This window comes from Rhabdothermincola sp. (assembly GCF_036846205.1).
Lineage (GTDB): Bacteria > Actinomycetota > Acidimicrobiia > Acidimicrobiales > Acidimicrobilacustridaceae > Rhabdothermincola.
In genome coordinates this window covers 1-20283 of record NZ_DAIUCK010000056.1, presented here as the reverse complement: position 1 = coordinate 20283, position 20283 = coordinate 1, and the positions used below count along the sequence as shown (strand labels likewise).

Sequence of the window (20283 nt, the reverse complement as noted above, 5' to 3'; positions counted from 1 at the left end):
CCCCCCAGTACTCCACCAGCACCGGCCCCCACCACTCGATCATCTGCCGCTTGACGCTCGGAGCGATCGGGGCCGCGCCGTGCAGCACCAGCGACAGCGAGGAGGGGTCGAAGCGCTCGCGCACCTCGTCGGGCAGGCGCAGCAACCTCACGAACATGGTGGGCACGAGATGGGTGTGACGGACGGACCGTTCCTCGATGAGCCGCAGAGCGGTGGCCGGGTCCCATCTGGGCATGAGCACCAGGGGCGCGCCGTTCAGCAGGTCCATCACCGCGAACCCCACCGGCGCGGCGTGGTACAGCGGCCCGGTGACCAGATGGGGGCCGGTACCGTCGAGCCCGAGCACGCGACCGCCACGGGCCAGTGATCGCAGCTGCTGGCGCACCGTGGGCTGCGCCGTGCGCTTGACCCCTTTCGGCCGTCCGGTGGTGCCCGAGGTGTAGAACATGTTGCCGCCTGCGGGGCCCGAAAACTCGAGGGCGTCGCTGGCGATCGGCCCGAGGGTGTCGAGGGCCGAGTCCAGCTCCTCCCCTACGACGACGACCGGACGCTCCCCCGCTGCCGCCCGCGCCATCGACTCGAACTCGGGGTCGGCCACGAGCAGTCGTGCTCCGGAGTCACCGACGATGAAGGCCGCCTCCTCAGCGGTCAGGTGCCAGTTGATGGGGGTGAGCCACACCCCGGCGAGCACGGAACCGAGCACCAGTTCGACGAACTCCACCCGGTTCCCCATCACCATCGCCACGTGGTCACCGGGACGCAGACCCTGATGCTCCCGCAGCCAGGTCGCGACCTGCGCCACCCGATCGGCGAGCTCTCCCCAGGTGCGGCGACGGAGGAGATCGTCGACCGCGACCGCCTCGGGCGCAGGCGGGTCACCGAGTCGGTCGCCGACATCCAGTAGCACGGCGGCGGAGACTAGGCGGCTGCGTCGCGCCCGTGCCGATCGGCCTAGCCTGAGCACCCGATGCGCCCCCTCGTGCTCGCGGTGCTGTCGGCCTCCCTGCTCCTGCCGGCATGTGGCGGCGACACCACCAGCGACCGCGGGTTGTCGGGCAGCCGGGGCGAGGGTTCGGCCACGACCACGATCACGACCGTCGCTGCTTCCCCGCCGACCAGCACCCCGACCGCGACCGCACCCCTCATCACCCGCTTCGAGATGCCACCCAGCGTCAACTGTGACGCGGGCACCACGGCGGTCACCGCCACGTACGAGACCACCGCGGACACGGTCGCCTTCCTGGTCGACCAGCGCAGCGTGGCCGAGCCCCCTGCCCCCACCTCCGGCACCTACGAGCTCGGGCTGCCGTGCGACGGGGCGACGCACACCGTGGTTCTGGTAGCGGTCGGCTCCGGCGGCCAGCAACTCGCCACCCGAGCGGTCCAGATGAGGCGGCCGGGCTGACCCCTGCCGGCACCGCCGGCCCACCGCCCATTGACTACCGTCATCTCGTGGACGCACGAGAAGCGCTCGCCGTTCTCGGCTTGAGGCCTGGCGTCACCATGGCCGAGGCGCGGGCCGCCTACCGCCGCCTGGTGCGCGAACACCACCCCGACGTCGCCGGCGCCGAGGCCACTCCCCGAGCCGCTCGACTGACCGAAGCTTTCGCCATCCTGCGAGCCACCGCGGCCGCCTCCGACGCCGGCACCCTCGACGTCACCCTCGACGTCACCCCGCCATCCGGCGAACCTGCCCCGACCGGCGTTGGCACGGCCGCCCGACCGGCACCGGGTGCCGGGCAGCAGGCCCCTCGGGGGGTCGTCGACGCGCAGCTCGCGTCGGGTGACACCCTCTTCCTGCACGCACCTGCGGACGAGGCGTTCGCTGCGCTCTTCGACGCCGCCGGTCAGATCGGCCACATCGGCTACGTCGACCGCCACCTCGGGATCCTCGAGACGATCGTGCGCTTCGAGGATGGGCCGACGTGCTCGCTGCTGATCACCCTCCAGGGGCGGGCCGAGGGCACCGAAGCATTCTGCACACTCGAGTCCATCGAGGCGGCCCCCTCGCCCCCCATCCAGCCGGTGGTCGGCGCGCTGGTCGACGCGCTGGCACTCCTCTCGCGCTGAAACTGCGCGGCTGGTGCCATCCGCCTGCCACGCAGTGTGGTCGGCCAACATGGCGAGGTGATCCTCAGCCGGGCCTGGATGCTTGACCCCATCGAGCTGCACCGTGAGCTCGACCGCCTCCTGGGCGGACCGTCCTCCCGTCAGGACGGCCTGCTCCGGCTCCGCGACCGAGCAGTGGAGATCTGGCACAGCAAGGATCCCATCGTCCATGGCTATGTCGGCAGCTTGCGCGTCGCCGGTCCGGACGAGTGGGAGGCCTCGTTCGAGGAGAACCAGGTGGTCGAGTGGTACCGGGTGCTGATGGCGCCGCATCTCACCCCCAGCCGCGCCTTTCGCGCCCCGAGTCTGCTGAAGCGGCGGTTGCCGGATCTCGGCTGGCCTCCGTCCGAGGCCCGCCGGCTGGCGCTCGGGCGGGAGCTGCAGCTCCTGGCGGCCGCGCATGCCGGCCCGGCTGCACTCGAAGCCCTCGTTCCCCACCTCGGGCCGGGACACAAGGGCTGGCTCTCACAGGATGACGTGGAGGCGGCCCTGGCACGGTTCCGGGCCCTCGATCGCGAACGGTTTCGAGGGCGCCAGGATCTGGTTCCCTTGGCCGAGAACGCCTTCGAGGTGCTGGAAGCGGCTGCCACCAAGCCCGACCACGTCCTGGTGATGGTCTGCGACTAGCCACCCCCACCGCTCTCCTCCCCCAACTGGCAGGTGAAACGCGTGCCCCACCACGCGTTTGACCTGCCAGTTCGGGAAGGAGGGGGAGCGATGAACTTGACCGTTCGGTCAAGTTTGGGGTCGAATGGCTCCACCGGCGGATCGAACGCAGGGGGCCGACCGTGACCGTCACCGCAGCCGAGACCGACAGCTACGCCGACCTGCGCAGGGAACTGCGCTCCTGGCTGGACGCCAACTGGGATCCCGACCTGACCGTGGGCGAGTGGTGGGATCGGCTCGGCGAAGCCGGTTGGGCCGCGCCGACCTGGCCGGTGGAGTGGTACGGCCGGGGGCTGAGTCGCGACGAGGCCAACGTGGTGTCCCGGGAGCTCCGCGACCACGGTGCGCTGGCCGGCCCCGCCGGCCTCGGGCTGCTGCTGGCCGGCCCGACGATCATCGCCCACGGCACCGACGAGCAGAAGCGCCGGTACCTGCCCGACATCGTCAAGGGTCGCAAGATGTGGTGCCAGCTCTTCAGCGAGCCCGGCGCCGGCTCGGATCTCGCCGGCCTACAGGCCAGGGCGGTACGCGACGGGGACGAGTGGGTCGTCAATGGCCAGAAGGTCTGGACCTCCGGGGCGCAGTGGGCCGAGCTGGGCATGCTCCTCGCCCGCACCGATCCCGACGTCCCCAAGCACCGCGGCATCAGCTACTTCGCCATCGAGATGGACCAGCCCGGCATGGACGTACGGCCGCTGCGGGAGATGACCGGCCGTGCCCTGTTCAATGAGGTGTTCATGACCGACTGCCGGGTGGCGGACGATGCGCTCATCGGTGGGCTCAACAACGGTTGGGCGGTGGCGAACACCACCCTGGCCAACGAGCGAGCCGGCCTCGGCGCTGGTGGCAGCGGCGCCGCCGGTGGTGCGGTGCCCGGCGGCAAGGCCGGCTTCCTCGAGCGGCGGGCGGGCGACTTCGTGAGCGCTCGCCGCGGCGGTGGTGGCGGCGGAGGTGGGCCGATCGGTGGCGGCGATCTGATGATCGAGCTGGCCAAGGGTTGCGGGGTGGCCGGTGACCCGACCATCCGACAGGACCTCATGCGGCTGTACTCGATGAACGAGATCGCCCGCTACACCACCCTGCGGATGAAAGCCGCCAAGGCCGCCGGGCGTGGTCCCGGGCCCGAGGCGAACACCGCCAAGCTCTCCATGAGCCGCATCACCCGCCTGTCGCGGGACCTCGGCATGCGCATCGTCGGCGCGGGTGGGATGCTCGCCGGAGGCGATGCCCCGCTGAACGGCATGGTCACCGAGATGACCCTCTTCGCGCCCGCGGTGTCGATCTACGGCGGCAGCGACGAGATCCAGAAGAACATCATCGGCGAGCGGGTGCTCGGCCTGCCCTCCGAGCCGCGCCTCGACAAGGACGTGCCGTTCCGGGAGCTCACGGTCGGAACCCAGCAAGCCCAGCAGGCCTAGCCGCCCGGCCCTACGATCCCCCCATGCGCACGGGGGGTCAGGAGGAGGGACTGTCGCGGCGCGCCTTCCTGGCGGCGGTGGTCGCCGGCGTCGCGATGGCATGCACGAGAGACACCGGCAGCGGTGGGCGGGCTCCGATCACCACTGCTCCAGCCGCGGTGCCCGCCGCACCGGCGTCGCTGACCACCTCGCCGTTCACCCTCGGGGTGGCCTCTGGCGACCCGCTCCCCGACTCCCTCATCCTCTGGACCCGGCTCGCACCGGAGCCGCTCACGGGCGGAGGCATGGGCGACGACGACGTGGAGGTCCTCTGGGAGATTGCCACCACCGAGTCGTTCGACGAGGTGGTGGTGGCGGGGCTGGCCACCGCACGAGCCGCGTTCGGGCACAGCATTCACGTCGACGCGACCGGTCTCGAGCCCGACACCTGGTACGCGTACCGGTTCCGCATCGGCGAGTTCACCAGCCCGGTCGGCCGCACCCGCACCGCACCCGCACCCGATGCGATGCCCGCCAGCGGATCCCTCAAGGTGGGCTTCGCCTCCTGCCAGAGCTGGCAGTCCGGCTTCTACACCGCGTACCCCCACCTGATCGACGAACGGCCCGACCTGGTGCTGTTCCTCGGCGACTACATCTACGAAGGTGGCGTCAGCGACCGGGCGGTCCGGCAGCACAACGGCCCGGAGGTGCGCTCGCTCGCCGACTACCGCAACCGCTACGCGCTCTACAAGAGCGACGGGAACCTCCAGGCCGCGCACGCCGCATGCCCCTGGGTGGTGACCTGGGACGACCACGAGGTGGAGAACGACTACGCGGGCTCGGCCAGCGAGAACGCCGATCCCGTCGAGGAGTTCGACCAGCGCCGGGCGGCGGCCTACCAGGCCTTCTACGAGCACCATCCGGTTCGGGTCGAGCCTCCCCGGGGGCCTGCCCTCGAGCTGTACCGCAAGCTCGACTGGGGACGGCTCGCCTCGTTCTTCGTCCTCGACGGCCGCCAGCACCGATCCGACCAGGCGTGCTCGGCACCGGGGAGCCCCACCTTCGGCCTCCCCTGCGGGGACGAGACCTCGCCCTCGCAGACCATGCTCGGGACGGACCAGCGCGACTGGCTGCTCCAGGGCATCGGGTCCTCGACCACGATCTGGGACGTGCTCGCCAACCAGACGGTCATGGCCCGGCTGCCCATCGCGGGCGCGGTACTGAACTTCGACCAGTGGGACGGCTACGACGCGGAGCGCCGCCAGATTCTCGACGCGGCGGGCGCGGCGGGCAGCAACCTGATCGTGGTCACCGGTGACATCCATGCCTTCGGCGTCGCTGACCTCCAAGCCACCGAGAACGGTCCGACCGTCGGCACAGAGTTCGTGGGCGGGGCGATCTCGTCGACGTTCCCCCAGGAGTTCGCCTCGATCGTGCAGGACTCGATCAGCGACCTGCCGCAGGTGCGCTTCGCCGACCTGCGCGCCAACGGCTACGGCGTGCTGGAGCTGACCGAGCACGACTGCCGGTGCTGGCTACGGGGGGTCACCACCACCGCCGAGCCGACCGCGGATGTGACCACCCTCTCGAGCTGGGTGGTCGAAGCCGGCACGCCCGGAGCCCGCCCGATCTGATCGCCCGAGCCCGCAGCGGCCTCCCGCTGCGGCCACCGGGCGCCGTGTACGGTTGGACGCTCGGCGGCTGGGAGGAGACAGCGTGCTCGGCAGACTCGGGAGGTTCGCCGCCCGGCACCACTGGTGGTTCCTGACCCTGTGGCTGCTCCTGGCCGTCACGCTGGGCATGGTGTCCAACCGTGCCGGCGGGCGGCCGATCGACAACTTCACCATCCCCGGCACCGAGGCGCAGCGCGCGATCGACCTGCTCGAGCAGCAGTTCCCGGCCGCCACCGGCACCAGTGCCACGGTGGTCTTCCAGACCCAGGCCGGCAAGGTGACCGACCCACCGAACAAGCAGGCCATCGACCAGGTGCTCGCCAACCTCCAGGCGCTGCCGAACGTGGCCCCGCTCGACAATCCCCTGACCGACCCGGTCTTCGCCGGCAACATCTCGCCTGACGGCACCATCCTGTACACGTCTGTCCAGTTCACCGTCCCCGCGGACCAGGTCGGCAGCGGCGTGGTCGACCAGCTCGAGCAGGCCGCCCAGCCGGCATCGGCCGCCGGCATCGAGGTCGAGTTCGGCGGAGCGGTGGTGGACATCTACAACGCGCCCCGCTCGGCGATCTCCGAGCACGCCGACGACGTCGGGCTGGCGCTGGCGGTCATCATCCTGCTGATCTCGCTGGGATCGGGCGTGGCGATGCTCCTGCCGATCGGCACCGCGCTCTTCTCGCTCGGCGTCGCGACCTCGCTGATCGTCATCCTCGAGCGCTCGTTCGAGATCGGCAGCATCGGCCCGATCCTCGGCACCATGCTCTGCCTCGGGGTCGGTATCGACTACTCCCTGTTCGTCGTCAGCCGCTATCGCCAGAACCTGGCCGAGGGGATGGACACCGACGACGCCGTGGGCAACGCACTCGCCACCGCCGGCTCGGCCGTGCTCTTCGCCGGGCTGACGGTCTGCCTGGCGATGGTCGCGCTGGGGGTGATGGGCATCCCCTACGTTCGCACCCTCGGCCTCACCGCCGCCCTGTTCGTGCTGGTCACGATGGGCGCGGCCCTGACCTTGCTCCCGGCGATGATCGGCCTGCTCGGCCGGCGGGTCGACAGCTTGCGACTCCCGTGGCACCACCGCACCCAGGAGCTCCCGGCCGACCAGCTCAGCCGCACCCTCTCCGCCCGCTGGGCCCACGAGATGGCCCGCCGACCCTGGCTGTTCGCGCCCGCGAGCCTCGTCGTGCTCCTGGTGCTCACGGTGCCGCTCCTGCGTATCGATCTCGGTTTCCCGACCGACGCCAGCGCGCCGGCCGGCACCACCCAGCGCAAGGCGTACGACCTCATCACACAGGGCTTCGGTGAGGGGGCGAACGGCCCGCTGTTGCTCGTGGGCCCGCTCCCCCCGAACGCCTCCTCTGACCCGCAGCAGACGCTCACCCTGGTGGAGGGCTTCGTCCAGAAGCTCGAAGCGATCCCCGATGTGGCTCGGGTGATCCCGGGGAGCAACCCACCCGACTACACGATCCTGTTCATCGAGGTGGTGCCCCGATCGGGGCCCAATGCCCCGGAGACCAAGCAGCTGGTCGAGAACCTCCGGGCCCAGATGCCGCAAGCCCTTCAGGGCACGGGCATCGATCCCGACCAGGTCTACATCGGTGGCACCACCGCCGAGCTGATCGACCTGACCAACCGGATCACGGAGCGGATGCCGTACCTGTTCGCGGTGGTGCTCGGCGGATCGTTCCTCCTGCTGATGATGGTGTTCCGCTCACTGTTCGTGCCGTTCAAGGCCGCGGTGATGAACCTCCTGTCGATCGGCGCGGCCTACGGCGTGCTGGTGGCGGTGTTCGAGTGGGGCTGGGGCCGAGGGGCCATCGGCTTGGAAGAGACCGTCATCATCGCCGCGTTCGTCCCGGTGATGATGTTCGCCATCCTCTTCGGCCTCTCCATGGACTACGAGGTCTTCCTCCTCTCCCGAATCCGGGAGGAGTACCTCCGCTCCGGCGACAGCCACACCAGTGTGGTGATCGGGCTGGCCGACACCGCCCGGGTCATCACCTCGGCGGCGTTGATCATGATCGCGGTGTTCCTCTCGTTCGTCACCAACCCCGACCCGACCGTCAAGATGATCGGCCTCGGCCTGGCCGTGGCGGTCTTCGTCGACGCCACGATCGTCCGCATGGTGCTCGTGCCCTCGACCATGGAGCTCATGGGCAAAGCCAACTGGTGGCTCCCGCGCTGGCTTGACCGGATCCTGCCGAACATCCACGTGGACGAGGGTCGGGCCGCAACGACCGATGGTGAGCGTGCCCCGGGCGGCGAGGACGAGGAGCCCGAACCCGATGCCCCGGTGCCGACCCCGGTGTGACGAGCGGGGCTGCCGGGTCAGCCCAGGAAGGCGGCGAGCTTCTCCTCCGGTGGGCGGGCGATGATCGCCTTGCCGCCGGCCACGACGACGGGCCGCTGCATCAGCTCCGGATGCTCGGCGAGCAGTTCCACGACGCTCGACGGGTCCCGGTAACCCTCCGGATCCAGGCCCAGCTCGGCGAAGCGCTTGTCGTGGCGCACCAGCGCGGCCGGCGAGTCGACCAACATGGCGACGAGCCGTTCGAGCGCTGGCCGGTCGAGCGGCGTCTCGAGGTACCGCACGACCTCGGCCTCGACGCCCCGCTCGCGCAGCACATCGAGTGCCCGGCGGGAGTTGCTGCAGCGCGGGTTGTGGTAGATGACGACCTCGGCCATCGCCGGATCATACCGACGGCCCCTCCGGGCGACGGCGCAGCAGCGCCGCGGCCAGGCACAGTCCCCCGTAGACCACCACTACCGACCAGAAGAGCCTGCTCCCCGGATCCTGGAGGTAGAGCGTGAAGCCACGCCCCAACCCCAGGGCGAGCGGGATGGTGAGCAGGACCTGCCGCACGGGGTGGTACGCCAGCACCCCTCGATGCTCCAGCACGAACTCCACCACCGCCGGCAACGGCAGCAGCCACAGCGCGACGGGGTCCAACGCCGGGGGCCAGTGCACCCCCGCCAACCCCAGTCCCATCACCACGAAGGCCAGCGGGTACAGCACCAGGCAGCGGCGGCAGATGTGCCGCCCGGCGATCACCGCGCAGCGGTCGTAGTGCTCGGGGAAGTGGTGCGAGAGCCACAACGGGGTGAGCGAGCCGGACGGTGAGCGGGTCATAGACGCACCGAGCGTACGCCCCAGCCCCTCTCGCTAGTGTCGGGCCTCTACCTGCCGATCACCCCGAGCCTGTGAGGAGCCGCCATGTCGATCCCGCTGCAGCGCGTGTCTCGAGTCGTCATCGCCGGTGAGTGGTACTCCGTCGAGCTGGGGACCTTCGAGGTGGTCGAGATGGAGTTCCTCGACGAGTCCGGCCAGCCCACCCATGACCCCATCGGGGTCAAGGCCTACCGCTTCGAGACCCCCAACCGCGACACCTACTACGGGCCGCTGTCCGCGATCTCGCTGATCAAGCTCCTCGACATCTGAGCGGCGTCCAGATCGGGACCGGCTCAGCCACCGGTCAGACGGCCGACCCGGCCCCGGACCTCTGCCAGGATCTCCTCGTCGCCGGCGACCCGCCGCCCCCGCATCAGCACCCGGCCGGCCACCACCGTGGTGTCCACCACGGCACCCGTGGCGGCGTACACCAGGTTGGCGTCGAGATCGCCAGGCGAGACCTCGGGCGTGTCGAGCTGCACCAGCAGGAAGTCCGCCGGTCCGCCGGGCTCGATGGCGCACCCGCCGAGGTGGGGCGAGCGCTGCCCCCGGGCGATGGCCAGCGCCTCGGACGCCGGCATCACCGCAGGGTCCTCCGCCGCGAACTTCTGGACCAGCGACAGCACCTTGACGTCCTGAAAAAGGTCCAGGCTGTTGTTCGAGGCGGTGCCGTCGGTGCCGAGCCCGAGGCGCACTCCCGCCGCCAGGGCGTCGAGGTAGGGGAAGTGCCTGCCCACCGCCAGCTTCAGGTTCGACACCGGCACGGTGGCCACCGTCGTACCGGTCTCGGCGAGCAGCGCCAGTTCGTGGGGGTCCAGCCAGCATCCGTGGGCCACCACGGTCCGAGGGCCGAGCAGCCCGCAGGCGTGCAGCAGCTCCGCCGGACGCAAACCGGTCTCTGCGACGCAGTCCTCCACTTCTCGCCTGGTCTCGGACAGATGGATCTGGCAGCCGAGGCCACGCTCGGCCATCAGCTCGCCGAGCCATTCCAGCGATGGCCTGCTCACCGTGTACAGCGCGTGCGGGCCGAGCGTGGCCAGGATCCGCCCCGTCGCTTCGAAGGGACGGATGCGCTCCAGCGAGCCCAGCGCGTCGTCCTTGAACGCCGCCAGACCACTGGCCTTCCCGGTGTCGATCAACGGCGCCGCCAGCACGGCCCGCAACCCCGAGTCGTGCACCGCGCGGGCCGCCTCCGGGGCGTGCCAGTACATGTCGAAGAACCGGGCGGTCCCAGAGCGGATCATCTCCAGACACGCCAGCCGCGTCCCCCAGTAGACGTCATCGGGGCGCAACCTGGCCTCGGCCGGCCAGATGCGGGTCTCGAGCCAGGTCCGCAACGGCATGTCGTCACCGAACGAGCGGAACAGCGTCATCGCGGCATGGGTGTGGGCGTTCACCATGGGGGGCACCAGGGCCATGCCGTGCGCGTCGAGCACCTCGTCGCCCGGCTCGGGGACCACCTCCGGGCCGAGGGCCACGATCACCCCGTCGTCGGCCCGCACCCCGACCTCGGCGCCGGCCAGCGATGCCCGTAGGACCGTCAGGCCCACGGTCCGCCACCGCTGGGGGTTTCGGGGGACAGGGCCGGGATCACTCGGGAGAGGTCTCGAACCATGCGGTCCCGGTTGTGCTCGACCCCGGCCCGGAACTCCTCGACGGTGAGTGGTCGATCACCGAGACCGTTGGCGAGGTTGTCGACCACGCACACCGCGGCGTAGCTCAAGCCCAGCTCCCGGGCGATGAGGCACTCGGCGAAGACGGTCATGCCGATCACATCACCCACGGTGGCGAAGAAGCGGATCTCCGCCGGGGTCTCGAAGCGCGGCCCACCGGTCTGCACGTACACCCCACCATCGTGGATCGGGGTCGCCGCTCGGTCCCGCCACGCGCCCACGACCTCCGCGCGCCACACCGGGTCGAACCCGGGAACGGAATGACCGCGCTGGTCGTCGAAGATCGTCGGGTTCACCCACGGCCCGAAAAGGTCGTCGGGAGCGATGACCGACCCGGTGGGCAGATCCCGCCGCAAGCTGCCCGTCGAGGCCACCGCCAGCACCCGGTCGCAACCCAGGGCCACCAGCGCCCGGAGATTCCGTTCGTGGTCGACCAGGTGAGCCGGGACACTGACCTCCGAGCCGTGGCGGCCGACCACGACGTGCGTGCCCGCATCGAAGACCTCCACCGGGCCGCGCGGCGTGCCCACCGCCACCGGCTCCGAGCCGCCCGCCAGCGCGGCCGCGGGCGGGTTGGTGCCGGTCACCACCGCCAACCGACCGGCTCCGGGCGGACGATCTGCGGTGGCGTGCCCACGGGGTGCTCCTGGGAGGGACACGGGAAACACTGTGCCACTAGGGTGCACCCATGGCCCCCACCGACACCGATCCCTGCACGACCGAGCTTCGGGGTGAGGACGTCGACCTCGCCGACGGCGCGCTGTGGATGGGTCCCCAGCGCGAGGAGGCCTTCGCCGCCCTCCGCCGTGACCTGCCGGTCTCCCGGCAGCGTGGCCTGCCCTTCTTCGATCCCGATGCCGCCGATCCCGTCCTGCTGGCCGAGAACCTGGCGCGGGGCCTGCCCCACCCTGGCGAGATCGAATGGTGGGCCGTGACCCGCTACGACGACGTCATGCACGTGAGCCGCCACCCCGAGCTGTTCGCCTCCGGTCTGGGTGGCACGAACATCGGTGACATCCCCCAGGAGATCGCTGAGTTCCTGGGCTCGATGATCAACATGGACGCACCTCGCCACACGAAGCTGCGCAAGCTGGTCAACCGGGGCTTCACCCCTCGCCACATCGCCCGCATCGAGGACCACGTGCGCGAGCAAGCCCGCGCCATCGTCGACGCGATCTGCGAGAAGGGGGAGGTCGAGTTCGTGAGCGAGGTAGCCGCCGCCCTGCCCCTGCAGATCATCTGCGAGATGATGGGCATTCCCGCCAGCGACCAGCGGCAGATCTTCGAGTGGACCAACACCATCCTCGGGGTCGGCGACCCCGAATACGTATCGACCTTCGAGGACCTCATGGCCGCGGGCTTCGGCCTCTTCCAGTACGGGCTCGAGCTGGCGGAGGAGCGCCTGGCGAACCCCCGTGAGGACATCACCTCCACGCTCATGCACGCCGAGGTCGACGGCGAGCGGCTCAGCGCCAGCGAGCTGGGCTCGTTCTTCGTGCTGCTCGTGGTGGCAGGCAACGAGACCACCCGTACCGCCATCAGCCACGGGCTGCTGCAGCTCACCCGCAACCCCGACCAGAAGCAACGCTGGCTCGCCGACCTGGATGGCGTGTCGCCAACGGCCGTGGAAGAGATCGTGCGCTGGGCCAGCCCGGTGATCCACTTCCGCCGCACCGCCACCGAGGACACCGTGCTCGGCGGCCAGGAGATCGCCGCCGGTGACCGGGTGGTGATGTTCTACAACTCTGCCAACCGTGACGAGGAGGTGTTCGACGAGCCGTTCCGCTTCGACGTCACCCGCTCACCGAATGATCACGTGGGCTTCGGCGCGGGTGGGCCGCACTTCTGCCTGGGCGCGAACCTCGCCCGCCGGGAGATCCGGGTCATGTTCGAGGAACTGCTGTCCCGCCTGCCCGACATCGAGGTCTCGAGCGAGCCCGACATGCTGCAGTCCGCGTTCATCCACGGCATCAAGCGGATGAAGGCCTCGTTCACGCCCCGCCCACCGCTCAACCGCCGAAGCGGCTGATCAGCGGACGGGCCTGCGCGGCGTCGAGGTCGAGCACCGCGGCCCCTCCCGAGGTCGTGCGGTTGGTGACCGGGAGCGTGAGCGACTCGGGGTGGAACCCGCCGCGCACCTGCCACAGCAGGCCGAGGGCGTCGAGGTAGGTGAGCCGGTCGTCGATGCGCATCCCGCCGCCCATGGCGGACGCCAGCCGGGCGAGGGCCACGGGGTTCTTCGTGCTCGCGATCTTCGAGAGCAGCGCCTGCAGGAACGCCCGCTGGCGCTGGACCCGCCCGAGGTCCGAGGTGGGATCAGCTCGCCACGAGCCGTCCACCAACTCCTCGTAGTAGCGGGAGCGCACGTACGCGAGGGCCTGCGCGCCATCGAGGGTCACCCGACCGGCGGTGGGCACGTCGAGCCCCGAGTGGGTGTCGCGCGCCGGGTGGGCGAAGTCCACCGTGATACCCCCGACGGCGTCGACGAGCGTGGCGAAGCTCACGAAGTCGATCTCCACGTAGTGCTGCACGGGGATGCCCAGGTTCCGTACCGCCTGCACGAGCGCGGCCGGCCCGTTCTGGTACACCGAGTTGATGCGGCCCATCTCGCCGGTGACCGGGTTCTTCACCCAGAGGTCCCGAGGGATGGAGAGCAGCGCGCTGCCCGAGTCCTGCATCCGCAGCACCATGATGGTGTCGGTGCGCTCCCCCGAGACCCCCTCACCGAGGAACGCCCCGGCGTCGGGAGCCTGCGGGTCGATGCCCTGTCGGGAGTCGGACCCCACGATGAGGTAGTTGGTGCCTTGGCCGCTGGATGCCGAGAGCGAGGCGACGGCCACCTTGTCGATGCGCCGGAACTGCCACCAGCCGAAGGCGAAGAGCGCGCCGGCCAGCAGCACGAGTGCCGACACGAGCATGAGCGCCACCCGGAGAACCCGCCGGAGTGGAACACCCCGCCGCCTGCTGACCCGAGGAGCCTGCGGCGCCGGTGGTCGCTGGGGTGCCGGCCGCCGCCGACTGCCCGGTGCAGCGCGCCGAGCCCGGGTGGCGGGCGCTACCGCTGAAGGGAGCCCGGGGGCGACCGGTGGGGCTCCGGTACCGGGCTTCACGCCCACGTACTCAGGCCCGATCACGACGTGACGCCGCGGCCGCTCAGTGCCCGACCGCTCGCCGGTCATGGCCGAGATGATACGGCCGGGATCACGTCGTGGTGCTCACCGCCGGCTCGGCGATCCGCCAGGATCCCTCCACCGTGCCGTCGATCGAGCGGATCTCGACCCTTCCCTGCGCAGGATGCTCGCCCACGTCGAAGGCGAGGCGACCCGAGGTCTGCTGGCCGCGGCTGAGGGTCCCGAAGCCCAGCCGGTCGTCTTCGCCGACCACCACCGGCTCGAGCGACGCACCGTCGTCCGTGTACAAGCGCCAATCCAGCGGGCCGTATTCGAACGGGGCGTCCCGCTCCGAGTGCATCGTCACCATCAACACGAGGAAGCGTCCCGACCGCATGCCGTAGCTCACGCTGCCCGCGACGCGCGCCTCTTCCACCACGACCGAGACGCCTCCGGACTCGATCGGTTCGCCGACCGGCACCGACCTGACCTGTTCTTCGATGGTGCCGTCCTTGACCGTGCAGCCCGCGACCACCGCCGCCACCACGCATGCCGCCGAGCCGGCACTCAGCGCGACCCGCCTCCATCCCATCGGCCGTGCACGTTAGTGACTGCTCGGAGGCAGGTGAGGCTTGCCGGCCACGACACCCCTGGCAAAGCCACAGCAGCTGGCGCCGCGCCGGCCTAGGCGGCGGCGCCGTCGCCTTTCAGCTCCACCGCGATCGTCGGGGTCACCCGCAGATCGTGCACGTCGTCGAGCTCGCCGACTCCTCTCGCCCACACCGAGAACGGCCCGCGGTCCTCGACCCAGTTCGGGAGCGGCCCACGGAGCTGGGTGGCCAGCACCTGCCCGGGCAACGCCACGTCGCACAGGCGCGCCGCCACGTTGGCGGGCCGGCCCACGTAGTCGTCCCCTTCGAACAGAAGGGCCGTACCTGCGCAGATCCCCGCGTGGGTGTCGATGCCCAACGCCGCGCAGCGCACCACCAGCTCGGTGACCGCGGCGACGAGCGGCCTGTCGTCAACGGCGACCAGCATGACCCCGTCGCCGAGCCATTTCGCCACCCGCACCCCGCGGCGGGCCGCGATGTCGCGCACGTGGGAGCGGAAGCGGGTGAGCAGCGCGATGGCTTCGCGGTCGCCGTAGCGGTCGCAGTACGACGTGAAGCCAGTGATGTCCACGAAGGCGAAGGAGCGGCGCACGGCAATCGGCTCACCGGCGCGATCGTCGGGCACCGGCGGCTCGATGCCGGCGATGGCGTCGCCCACGGCGTCGGGACCCGCCCTCGTGGGCCACGGATCACGGGAGGCCTGCTCGCTTGTCTCCACCTCGTGTCACCCTACCGATCGCCGGCCGCGCCATCGATGCCGTTTCGGTCACGCGGGCCGCCGTGCCCGTGCTAGGCAAGGCGGGGATGAACGAGCAGTCATGTGGGGTGGAACACGACGAGCTGGCTCCCTACGCCGGCCACCAGGGTCGGGTCGGTCGGACCTTCGCCGGCTCGGAGGGTTGGTGGCCGCCGCGCCCCTCCCCGCCGGAGGGCGCACCGAACGTCATCGTGATGCTCGTCGACGACCTCGGCTACGCCGACATCGGCCCCTACGGCAGTGAGATCGACACCCCGCACCTCAACGCGCTTGCCGACCGGGGCCTGCGCTACACCAACTTCCACTCGGCGCCGATGTGCTCGCCCACCCGGGCGGCACTGCTCACCGGGCTCAACCCCCACGATGCGGGCGTGGGCACAGTACCCCACGCGGACCCCGGATTCCCCGGGTACGCGATGGAGCTGACCGAGCACGCCGCCACCATGGCCGAGATCCTGCGAGACCACGGCTACGCGACCATGGCCCTCGGGAAGTGGCACCTCACGCTCGACGCGCTGCAGAACGCGGCCGGCGACAAGCGTTCCTGGCCCTGCCAACGGGGTTTCGACCGCTATTACGGCGTCCTCGACGCGTTCACCAACCTGCACCACCCGCACCGGATCGTCGAGGACAACCATCAAGTCGACATCGACCGCTACCCCGACGGCTACTTCTTCACCGACGACCTCACCGACCGAGCGATCTCGATGATCCGCGAGGTGAAAGCCGCCAACCCGCGGACGCCGTTCTTCTGCTACTTCGCTCATGCCGCGGTCCACGCGCCGCTGCACGCCAAGCCGACCGACATCGAGAAGTACCGGGGGGCCTACGAGGCGGGCTGGGACGTGCTCCGGGAGCAGCGCTACCGCCGCCAGCTCGAGCTCGGCATCCTCGAGCCGGGCACCGAGCTCGCCCCCCGCAACGCCGAGCCGGACAACGACGTCCGCCCCTGGGACGAGCTGTCCGAGGAGGAGCGCAAGCTCTTCGCTCGGTACATGGAGGTCTACGCGGCGGCGGTCGACAACATCGACCAGAACCTGGGCCGGCTGCTCGCCGAGCTCGACGCGCTCGGCGAGCTCGACAACACCATCGTCATCTTCACGTCCGACAACGGCGCGTCCCGCGAGGGTGAGGCGGTCGGCACCACCGCCTACTACGTACACCTCCTGCAGGGTGACGACCTCGCAGCCGACCTCGAACGCTTCGACCTCATCGGTGGACCCCGGACCACACCGCACTACCCCCGCGGCTGGGCCATGCTCGGCAACACCCCGTTCCGGCTCTACAAGCTCAACACGCATGCCGGCGGCCACTCCGTGCCGTTCATCATCTCCTGGCCCCGGCTGCTGGCCGAGCAGGCCGGCCAGCTCCGCCGGCAGTACACCCACGTCACCGACGTGCTCCCCACCCTCCTCGAGCTGATCGGCATCGAGCGACCCGAGGAGCGCAACGGCAAGCGCCTCAAGCCTCTGGCGGGGACCAGCTTCGTGCCCACCCTGCGCGACCCGCAGGCCCCGAGCCGCCACGTCGAGCAGCACTACGAGACCTTCGGCCATCGGGGCTTCTACCGGGAGGGATGGGAGGTGGTGACCCTCCATCGGCCGCTCACGCCCTTCGATGACGCCGAATGGGAGCTGTACCACCTCGAGACCGACCCCACGGAGCTCAACGATCTCGCCTCCGAGCACCCGGACCGCGTGCGCGAGCTCGCCGAGGCGTTCGATCGGGCGGCCTGGCGGTTCCAGGTCTACCCCCTGGACGAGGGATCGAGTGTGAAGTACCTGGTGCGCCCCCCGTGGGTGGATGCCTTCGCAGAACCCGTCACGATCCGCCCCGGCACGCCGACGCTCGAGCGCTGGCGGTCGGTGCAGCTCATCTGGTTCCGGTCCTGTCGGATCACGGCTCGCCTCGGGGGCTTCCGTCCGGGTGACCGGGGCTACCTGGTGGCCCACGGCGATCAGGGGTCTGGCTACGGGCTCTACGTCCTCGACGACGAGGCGGTGTTCGTCCACAACGACGGGCGAGGACGTCTTCGCCGGTTGTCCGCTGGCGAGGTCCCTGCTGGCGCGCGGGAGATCGTGGTCGACCTGCACGCGCCCGGCCGGACCCGCTGGGACGTGACGGTGCGGGTCGATGGCCGGGTCTGCGCCACCCTGGAGGGCGTGCCCATGCTGTTCGGCATGGCACCGTTCGAGGGCATCGACGTCGGCATCGACCGGCGCTCACCCGTGGCATGGGACCTCTACGAGCGCTTCGGGCCGTTCCCGTTCACCGGCGCGCTCGACTCGGTCCGCTACGAACCTGGCGACCCGGCACCCGATTCACCCCAGCGCATGATCGATGTGCTGCGGGAGATGGGCGCTCGCTTCGAGTAGCGGTCGCCCGGCGGCCGCCGTCGCCGAGCGACGGCCCGGGATCGCCTAGGGCAGGACCGTCTCCGTGTCACGGCCGGAGCGCAGGACCGTCCCCGGCAGCGCGCCCACCGCCTGGTTGTCGGCCACCGTCTCCACCCCGTTCACGAGGACCCGCACGATGCCGTTCGCGGCCGCGGTGAGCCGCGCCGTTCCCCCGGGAAGGTCGTTGACGAGCGTCGCGTGCTCCGCGCCCACCGTCTCGGGATCGAACACGACAACGTCGGCGGCATAGCCCTCGGCGATGCGTCCTCGACCACGCAAGCCGAACAGCCTGGCTGGCTCGTCGGTGAGCATCTGCACCGCTCGCTCGAGCGGCTCGAGCCGCCGGCCCCGCAGGCAGTCGCCGAGGAAGCGGGTGGTGTAGGGCGCGCCGCACATCCGATCCAGGTGCGCGCCGGCATCGGAGCCGCCGAGCATGGCCCGGTCGTCGTCCCACACCTGCTTGCGCAGCGCCCAGGAGGCGTCATCGCCATCGGGCGGGATGGGCCAGAGGATGGTGCGGAGGTCGTCGTTGATCACGATCTCGACCAGGGTGTCGAAGGGATCCTGCCCTCGTTCCCGAGCGATGTCGGCCACCACCCGCCCCTTCAGACCTTCGTTGGCCGCGGAGTACGTGTCGCCGATCACGTAGTTGGCAAAGTCGGCCAGGCGGCGGAAGACGCCGGCCTCCTCGCTGCCCGCCCGCTCCAGCATGAACCGCCGGGTGGCCGGGTCACGGAGCTTCTCGATGCGCTCCGGCACCGGCAAGCCCAGGATCGGGCCCCAGTCAGGGAGCATGTTGAGGGCGCAGTAGTTGAGGAAGCTCATGTTCATGGGCACCTGCACCGGCATCGTCAGAGCCACGATCCGTGCCCCCGCCTCCCGGGCCCTGGTCGACGCGCTCAGCTGGCGTGGGACGCGGTCGGGCTCGTGCGAGTCAACGGTGAGCACGTTCCAGTTGATGGGCCGGTTCGCCGCGAGCGACATCGCGATGAACAGGTCGATCTCGTCGTCGGTGAAGCGGTCGAGGCAGCCGTCGACGATGCCCTCCAGCGTGGTGCCCTCGTGGGCCTTGACCGCCGCGCAGAGCGCGAGGAGCTCGTCCCGGTTCGACCAGCGCGAGGGCACCGGCTGGCCGTCGCCGTCGGAGTGGGTCTTCGAGAGGGTCGTGGAGAAGCCGAGACCACCAGCTTCGATGCACTCATGCAGCAACTGGACCATGGCGTCGACCTGCTCGGGCGTGGCCTCGCCGCCCACCGAGGCCTCTCCCATGACGTAGCGGCGCAGGGCGCAGTGCCCCACGAGGAACCCGGCATTGACGCCGAGATGCCCTTCCAGGCGGTTCAGGTAGTCCGCGAAGGTCTCCCACTTCCAGTCCACCCCGTTCTCCAGGGCGGCGAGCGGCATTCCCTCCACCTTGGCCATCATCCGCCGCAGGTAGTCGGCGTCCCGGGCCTTCAGGGGCGCGAGGGTGAACCCGCAGTTGCCGGCGATGATCGTGGTGACACCGTGGATGTTCGAGGGGGACGCGGCCGGGTCCCAGAGAAGCTGCGCGTCGTAGTGGGTGTGCGGGTCGATGAAGCCTGGGCACACGACAAGCCCACCGGCATCGAGCGTGGTGGAAGCCCCCTCGTCGACCTCACCGATGGCGACGATACGGCCGCCGCGGATGCCGACGTCGGCCACCCGAGGCGGTGAACCGGTGCCGTCGACGAGGGTGCCGCCCTTGATGAGGTAATCGAGCATGAGGGGCCTCCGGGAGCCGGCGATGAGTTCTGACGACCCGTCAGATTAGTGGCTGCTGTGCCCCATGCCCAATGTCCAGCCCGCGGGCGTGCCAGTGACGACCCGAGCCCTCGAACGCCGGGGGGAGAGGGGTCATTCACTCCTCGTAGACCGGCTTGCGCTTCTCCCGCCAGGCGGCGATCGCCTCGTCGAGGTTGCCCGTGTAGCCAGCGAGGAGCTGGTTGCGGTTCTCGAGATCGATGGCGGCCTGCAAGCTGCCGACCTCGAGATTCGCCCAGAGGCACTGCTTAGTCATCTGCACGCCGAACGTGGACAGCTCACACATGTGCGCCGCGGTGTCCAAGGCGTGATCGAGCAACTCGTCGTCCGGGAGCACCCGCGAGACCAGCCCGATCTGCAGCGCGTGGTGGGCATCGAAACGGCGACCGGTGAGCAGGATCTCCGCCGCGTTCGACAGACCCACTGCCCGGGGCAGCAGGTAGGTGATGCCGAGCTCGCTCCCCGTCAGGCCGTTGGTGATACCCGCGTTGGCGAACGTGGCGGACTCCCCCGCGTAGCGGATGTCCGCTCCCAGGGCGAGGCACATCCCACCCCCGATCGCGGCCCCGTTGATGGCCGCGATGATCGGCTGGGGCATGGCCCGCATGGCGGGCACGACACCGCCCATGTACGACATCGACTTCATGGCCAGGCGTGCGAAGCCCAGGCCCTCCACGTTGGGGGGGACTCCCCGGTCGTGCAGGTCGAGGCCCGAGCAGAACCCGCGCCCGGCGCCGGTGAGCACGACGACCCAGATCTCGTTGTCGTCGGCCACCTCCTCGATCGTCTCGTAGAGGGCCTGCACCAGACCGAACGACATCGAGTTGAGCCGCTCGGGCTTGTTGAGGGTGATGAGCCCCACGTGGGGGCGGGGAACGTCGACCAGGACCAGAGACATGGCGCCAGTGTCGCGCCTCGCCCGGCCCGACCGGCCCGTCCC

The 20283-nt window shown here is 70.4% G+C and carries 19 protein-coding genes; 9 read left to right on the top strand and 10 right to left on the bottom strand.

Features of this window, described 5'->3' with window-relative positions; translation table 11 throughout:
- Positions 1-907 (bottom strand): AMP-binding protein (locus tag V7004_RS09635; RefSeq protein WP_334143624.1); only part of this gene is annotated, 907 nt, incomplete at its 3' end.
- Positions 908-967: 60 nt separating this feature from the next.
- On the opposite strand from V7004_RS09635, the gene V7004_RS09630 reads away from it, so the two are divergent.
- From V7004_RS09630 to V7004_RS09605, 6 genes are all read left to right on the top strand, one after another.
- Positions 968-1405: a hypothetical protein gene (locus tag V7004_RS09630; RefSeq protein WP_334143623.1), complete on the top strand. Its 438-nt coding sequence runs from the start codon at positions 968-970 to the stop codon at positions 1403-1405.
- A gap of 47 nt (positions 1406-1452) precedes the next feature.
- A complete protein-coding gene (locus V7004_RS09625; RefSeq protein ID WP_334143621.1) occupies positions 1453-2070 on the top strand; it encodes a J domain-containing protein in 618 nt (205 codons plus the stop codon).
- A gap of 57 nt (positions 2071-2127) precedes the next feature.
- Positions 2128-2736: a hypothetical protein gene (locus V7004_RS09620; protein ID WP_334143620.1), complete on the top strand. Its 609-nt coding sequence runs from the start codon at positions 2128-2130 to the stop codon at positions 2734-2736.
- Positions 2737-2897: 161 nt separating this feature from the next.
- The gene (locus tag V7004_RS09615) at positions 2898-4193 is read left to right on the top strand and encodes an acyl-CoA dehydrogenase family protein (RefSeq protein WP_334143619.1); all 1296 of its coding nucleotides are present in this window, start codon (positions 2898-2900) and stop codon (positions 4191-4193) included.
- Positions 4194-4216: 23 nt separating this feature from the next.
- Positions 4217-5806 (top strand): alkaline phosphatase D family protein, encoded by a 1590-nt coding sequence (locus tag V7004_RS09610; protein ID WP_334143616.1) that lies wholly within the window; start codon positions 4217-4219, stop codon positions 5804-5806.
- Between the two features lie 82 nt (positions 5807-5888).
- Positions 5889-8156: an MMPL family transporter gene (locus V7004_RS09605; protein ID WP_334143615.1), complete on the top strand. Its 2268-nt coding sequence runs from the start codon at positions 5889-5891 to the stop codon at positions 8154-8156.
- A 17-nt stretch (positions 8157-8173) separates the two neighbouring features.
- Here the strand turns inward: V7004_RS09605 and arsC are convergent, their stop codons facing one another.
- Positions 8174-8530, bottom strand: a complete 357-nt coding sequence (gene arsC / locus V7004_RS09600; protein WP_334143614.1) for an arsenate reductase (glutaredoxin) — start codon at positions 8528-8530, stop codon at positions 8174-8176.
- Between the two features lie 7 nt (positions 8531-8537).
- The gene (locus tag V7004_RS09595) at positions 8538-8975 is read right to left on the bottom strand and encodes a hypothetical protein (protein ID WP_334143612.1); all 438 of its coding nucleotides are present in this window, start codon (positions 8973-8975) and stop codon (positions 8538-8540) included.
- A gap of 84 nt (positions 8976-9059) precedes the next feature.
- Here V7004_RS09595 and V7004_RS09590 point away from each other — a divergent pair, with 84 nt between their 5' ends.
- The gene (locus V7004_RS09590) at positions 9060-9284 is read left to right on the top strand and encodes a hypothetical protein (RefSeq protein WP_208028861.1); all 225 of its coding nucleotides are present in this window, start codon (positions 9060-9062) and stop codon (positions 9282-9284) included.
- Positions 9285-9307: 23 nt separating this feature from the next.
- Here the strand turns inward: V7004_RS09590 and V7004_RS09585 are convergent, their stop codons facing one another.
- Both V7004_RS09585 and V7004_RS09580 read right to left on the bottom strand, forming a co-directional pair.
- Positions 9308-10564 carry an amidohydrolase gene (locus tag V7004_RS09585; protein ID WP_334143611.1) on the bottom strand — a complete coding sequence of 419 codons (1257 nt, stop codon included), beginning with the start codon at positions 10562-10564 and terminating at the stop codon, positions 9308-9310.
- Positions 10555-11274: an MTAP family purine nucleoside phosphorylase gene (locus V7004_RS09580; RefSeq protein WP_334143609.1), complete on the bottom strand. Its 720-nt coding sequence runs from the start codon at positions 11272-11274 to the stop codon at positions 10555-10557. The genes V7004_RS09585 and V7004_RS09580 overlap by 10 nt, the downstream gene beginning before the upstream one ends.
- A 101-nt stretch (positions 11275-11375) precedes the next feature.
- Between V7004_RS09580 and V7004_RS09575 the strand changes: the two genes are divergently transcribed.
- The gene (locus V7004_RS09575; protein WP_334143608.1) at positions 11376-12716 is read left to right on the top strand and encodes a cytochrome P450; all 1341 of its coding nucleotides are present in this window, start codon (positions 11376-11378) and stop codon (positions 12714-12716) included.
- Here V7004_RS09575 and V7004_RS09570 read toward each other — a convergent pair.
- The 3 genes from V7004_RS09570 to V7004_RS09560 form a co-directional block, all read right to left on the bottom strand.
- A complete protein-coding gene (locus V7004_RS09570; protein WP_334143625.1) occupies positions 12697-13605 on the bottom strand; it encodes an LCP family protein in 909 nt (302 codons plus the stop codon). The two genes, V7004_RS09575 and V7004_RS09570, sit on opposite strands and share 20 nt — an antisense overlap.
- A 283-nt stretch (positions 13606-13888) precedes the next feature.
- Positions 13889-14389 (bottom strand): DUF4352 domain-containing protein, encoded by a 501-nt coding sequence (locus V7004_RS09565; protein ID WP_334143607.1) that lies wholly within the window; start codon positions 14387-14389, stop codon positions 13889-13891.
- 92 nt (positions 14390-14481) lie between these two features.
- The gene (locus tag V7004_RS09560) at positions 14482-15126 is read right to left on the bottom strand and encodes an adenylate/guanylate cyclase domain-containing protein (protein ID WP_334143605.1); all 645 of its coding nucleotides are present in this window, start codon (positions 15124-15126) and stop codon (positions 14482-14484) included.
- 86 nt (positions 15127-15212) lie between these two features.
- Between V7004_RS09560 and V7004_RS09555 the strand changes: the two genes are divergently transcribed.
- A complete protein-coding gene (locus V7004_RS09555) occupies positions 15213-17540 on the top strand; it encodes an arylsulfatase (RefSeq protein WP_334143604.1) in 2328 nt (775 codons plus the stop codon).
- A gap of 45 nt (positions 17541-17585) precedes the next feature.
- Here the strand turns inward: V7004_RS09555 and V7004_RS09550 are convergent, their stop codons facing one another.
- Together V7004_RS09550 and V7004_RS09545 are read right to left on the bottom strand one after the other, a co-directional pair.
- Positions 17586-19304, bottom strand: coding sequence for an N-acyl-D-amino-acid deacylase family protein (locus V7004_RS09550; RefSeq protein ID WP_334143603.1), 1719 nt, complete (start codon positions 19302-19304; stop codon positions 17586-17588).
- Between the two features lie 136 nt (positions 19305-19440).
- A complete protein-coding gene (locus V7004_RS09545) occupies positions 19441-20241 on the bottom strand; it encodes an enoyl-CoA hydratase-related protein (RefSeq protein WP_334143602.1) in 801 nt (266 codons plus the stop codon).
- Positions 20242-20283 lie beyond the last annotated feature (42 nt).